2 protein-coding genes are annotated in these 3,760 nt (G+C 54.1%); one reads left to right on the plus strand and one right to left on the minus strand.

Features of this window, described 5'->3' with window-relative positions; genetic code table 11:
* Nucleotides 1-137: 137 nt before the first annotated feature.
* Nucleotides 138-770: a DNA topoisomerase gene (locus tag GSQ95_RS23420; RefSeq protein ID WP_256664699.1), complete on the minus strand. Its 633-nt coding sequence runs from the start codon at nucleotides 768-770 to the stop codon at nucleotides 138-140.
* 541 nt (nucleotides 771-1,311) lie between these two features.
* On the opposite strand from GSQ95_RS23420, the gene GSQ95_RS23425 reads away from it, so the two are divergent.
* A complete protein-coding gene (locus tag GSQ95_RS23425; RefSeq protein WP_158896242.1) occupies nucleotides 1,312-2,361 on the plus strand; it encodes a glycoside hydrolase family 5 protein in 1,050 nt (349 codons plus the stop codon).
* Nucleotides 2,362-3,760: the final 1,399 nt, after the last annotated feature.

Raw genomic sequence — 3,760 nt, forward strand, 5'->3', positions numbered from 1 at the left:
CGACTCCTGCCGAGTGTTTTAACCACGCTGTTGCGTCGACAGGGTGAATCCACAGTCGGTTGTTGTCATCAACTGGTTACGGTTTTGGTATTTTTAGAATCTCGCAGCAATTTCGGCAACCAACGAATGGCTGGATCCTACGTGGAAGCGCTGCTGCGCTTGGCTTTTCCTGAGCCGCCCTTGCCCTTCCCTTTCGATGCTTCAACGCTCACCAGGATCTTGCAGTCTAGGTAGCGGAGGCAGGGCCAGAAGTCGCCGCTCTTGCCCTTCCGCTGCGCCAACTTGCCCTGGCAGAGCAGGCAGGGCGGATCTTCCAGGACCTTGATGTTGAGCGTGGTCTGACGATACTGGGCTACCAGCTTGCCGATCCAGGCGCCTTGCTTGGCGATGAGGTCATCCAGCTGCACGGTGCCGACCTCTATCATGTCCAGGGCCCGCTGCCAGCTGGCTGTAGTGCTTGGGTCGGCCACTGCTGGCTGCGCCGCGGCGATCAGTGATACGCCGGCGTTGGATGCCTGCACTGCCTTGTCCTTCTTGAGCAGAAACTCGTGATAGATCAGCCTCTGGATGATGCTGGACCGCGTGGCATCGGTACCAATGTCAGTGATCTCCTTGAGCTTGGCGGCCAGGTTGGTGGGATCCAATGTCGGGATGATGCTGTGGTGCCCAGTGGTCTTGGGGGCGTTCCACACCCGCGAGCGCTGCGCCGGATCAATACTGGCCAGCACCAGGACAATGGACGGATAGGTCCGGTGGATCGCCTCGAGCACGGCCGACACTTCCGGTAGCATGCTGGTGGGCAGGTAGCCACAGTCGGTCCTGGGATAGGTGGTGGCCTTAGGCCTTAATGTACGCAAATAGTGGTTAGATAAAAATAACTCAGTTCAGATACATTAATTCTGCTTTGGTATCTGGTTATATAATTTTTGATAGCCTTGTGCTACTCGGGTTCTGATTAAGGTAACCAATAGGCGGCCAGTCATACTGTAAAAAAAGCCGCTCATTCGAAAATCGCCGTGCCATCATTGATCCTCTTTTGCTATGAGCTAAAACTTTGGGTGTAGGGAAGTTTGACGAGGTTGAACTAAGCCTACAGATGCCCGGATGACACTAGGGCGTCATTGTCGAGCAGTGGACGTTGTTCGTAGTATCCACAGGCATTTGCCCGCCATCCCAGTCCGTATGGGAACGCTCTTCGATATCACCGGAAGGATATCGAGTCGAGCTGAGGCCCCAAGCCTCCTAAATGGGAATCTTCATCCATGGGATGCATAGGTTCTGCTTGGTTTTCCCGTTGTCATCGGTGATCACATGACTTCCGTCTCAATCGCAGCCCCCGTTTCACACATCCGCCTTCTTGGCGTCTCTTTCCTGTCTCTGGCACTAGTTGCCCCCGTGCAAGCTGGCGTCGATCTAGTAGGACTCAACCTATCCGGCGCTGGTTTCGCACCTCAGGTACTGCCGGGGGTAAACGGCGCTAACTACATCTTTCCAAGCGCAGCTCATTTCCAGCAATGGAAGGCGCATGGTGTCAACTTCGTGCGTTTCCCGATCATCTGGGAGCGGCTGCAGCCGACGCTCAATGGCAGCCTGGACAGTACCTATGCCGCTCTCATCGACCAGACCTTCGCCTATGCCGCCAAGTATGGCGTAAAGGTAGTACTGGATCTGCACAACTATATGAGGTACCGAGGCAATATCATTGGCACTAGCAGCGTGCCCTATAGCGCCTACCAAAATATTATGACTCGTATCGCTACCCGCTGGAGCGGGCAGTCGGCACTCTATGGCTACGACATCATGAATGAGCCGCACGATGCGCTAGCCTATTGGCCCACCGCAGCACAATACGGAATCAACGGGGTGCGGTCCATCGACAACACGAGGCCGATTTTCATTGAGGGCAACGGTTGGGCCAGTAGCTATTATTGGCCGCGCTATAACGACAGCCTGCTTGCTCTCACTGATCCGGCCAACAAACTGATTTTCGAGGCTCATACTTACTTCGATGCTGACGGTGGCGGCGCCTATGCCAATACAGTAACCAGCGTTGATCCTCAGGTAGGAGTGGACCGCGTCAAACCCTTCGTGGATTGGCTTCGCAAGAATAACCGCAAGGGTTACATCGGTGAGGTCGGGGTGCCGGATACTAATAGCGGTTATTATACTGCCCTGGCCAATATGCTGGCCTACCTTAAGACCCGCTGTATCCCTACCACATATTGGGCGGCCGGACCCGGGTGGGGCAACTACGCACTGTCGGTGGAGCCAACCGACGGCGTCACCGCCCGGCCGCAATGGGCAACACTCAAAAGCTATCTCGACAGCAGCACTTGTAGCGTTTTCGGACCGGGTAGCTGAACCGTAAGCCGCTCCTGTGCCCATCGAGCGGAGCGCGCCGTTCGCACTATTGGTGTAGATTGTGCGCTCCTTGCCACGGTATCGCGGGTGGATAACTAACCCAACACTGCGCACAAGGCCTGTGTATGTCGCAATTTTATGAGTGAAATCCCAGATAGGGTGATTGCTGTCCAACGCGATGTCGGCCCGCCCTTTTCCGTTGGAGGACTTGTATGTGATGGCAGTCAGTGAGGCTGTGTGCCAAGTATGCATCATCTCCGGATAACAGCTTTTCTTGACCTTAAGCGATCCCAAAAGCGAATCGAAAAAGTCAATCGGTCGATTTCACGTCTAGTTAGTAATTGTCGTCTCGTTCCAGATGTTTTAAAGCGCTCCCTTGGGTAGCCACTTGCTAATAAACAGTAGGCCTGCTGTACCATTTCGATGGGGGGAGGTGCATCCAACTTCGGATAAGACCCTAACTTTTATAGGTGAGGTGGCAACCATTTTGGAAGTGGCGAGCTGGCGGGACTAATTCATCTAAGGTGTTTGTTGACTAAGAAAGCTGGCGCTAGAATCCGAGACGGAGTCTATAGATATAAAAAAACCGCAGCAGGTGGATGAGCCGACTGTGAAAACAAGGTAGGGTCTCATCATGCAGGCTAGCCACTGCGGAATATCGTGTGTGCTATTGCGCATACCATCCTACTTGCTCGCCGGTCAGTCCGTGGCGGACAGCATTCCCGATGCAGAGCCTCAATCAAGGGCTGAAGCAACTCGTTTAGGTGCGGATGCTTGCGCGGCTGGTACCTAAGTACTTTATCAATATGGGGCGCTCTTGCGATGATTTACTGCAACGTGCATTAACCGTCTGCAAATTAGTTATCCACGTCGGTACGCAGATCTTCGGCGCCGAAAAACTGGCCAGCCCAAGCTGGCAGAGTAGCTGAGTCCGCCTGTCTATTACATAGTACTGAAGCGATCCGTCGTCTCCACCTGCGATTGGTTAAGCAGAGGCAGACGACGGACTAGAGCGGTAAGGTTCAATACGGCACGGCCATAACGGGACCTGACACGCTTCACTCCCTAAGCGGCTGTTGAAGGCTCAACGCTGAGCGGCGAAGCCGGGGCCACCGCCGCCACCGGGACCACCGGGACCACCATGACCGCCGCCACCGCCAGGAGGCATGAACAGCCAGCAACCAGACAGGGACAGGAGGGCAGCCAGCAATGCTACCTTGCAGCTATTAACGAACATCATTTTCTCCTAAAACTAAGGTACTGCTATTTGACACCGGAAAATCGCGGAAATATGTAACTGTAGGTAAAGATTGAGTAATACTGCATCTGAATCAGTTCTACTGCCCGTTGACGTTGACGTTGACGTTGACGTTGACGTTGACGTTGACGTTGACGTTGA

It is taken from the genome of Pseudomonas sp. BAV 4579 (genome assembly GCF_009765395.1).
In the GTDB taxonomy this organism is placed as follows: Bacteria; Pseudomonadota; Gammaproteobacteria; order Pseudomonadales; family Pseudomonadaceae; genus Chryseomonas; species Chryseomonas aestiva.

Bases quoted from the DNA above. Each gene is read 5' to 3' on its own strand.
- GSQ95_RS23425 (WP_158896242.1), top strand. From the start codon at position 1,312: ATGACTTCCGTCTCAATCGCAGCCCCCGTTTCACACATCCGCCTTCTT.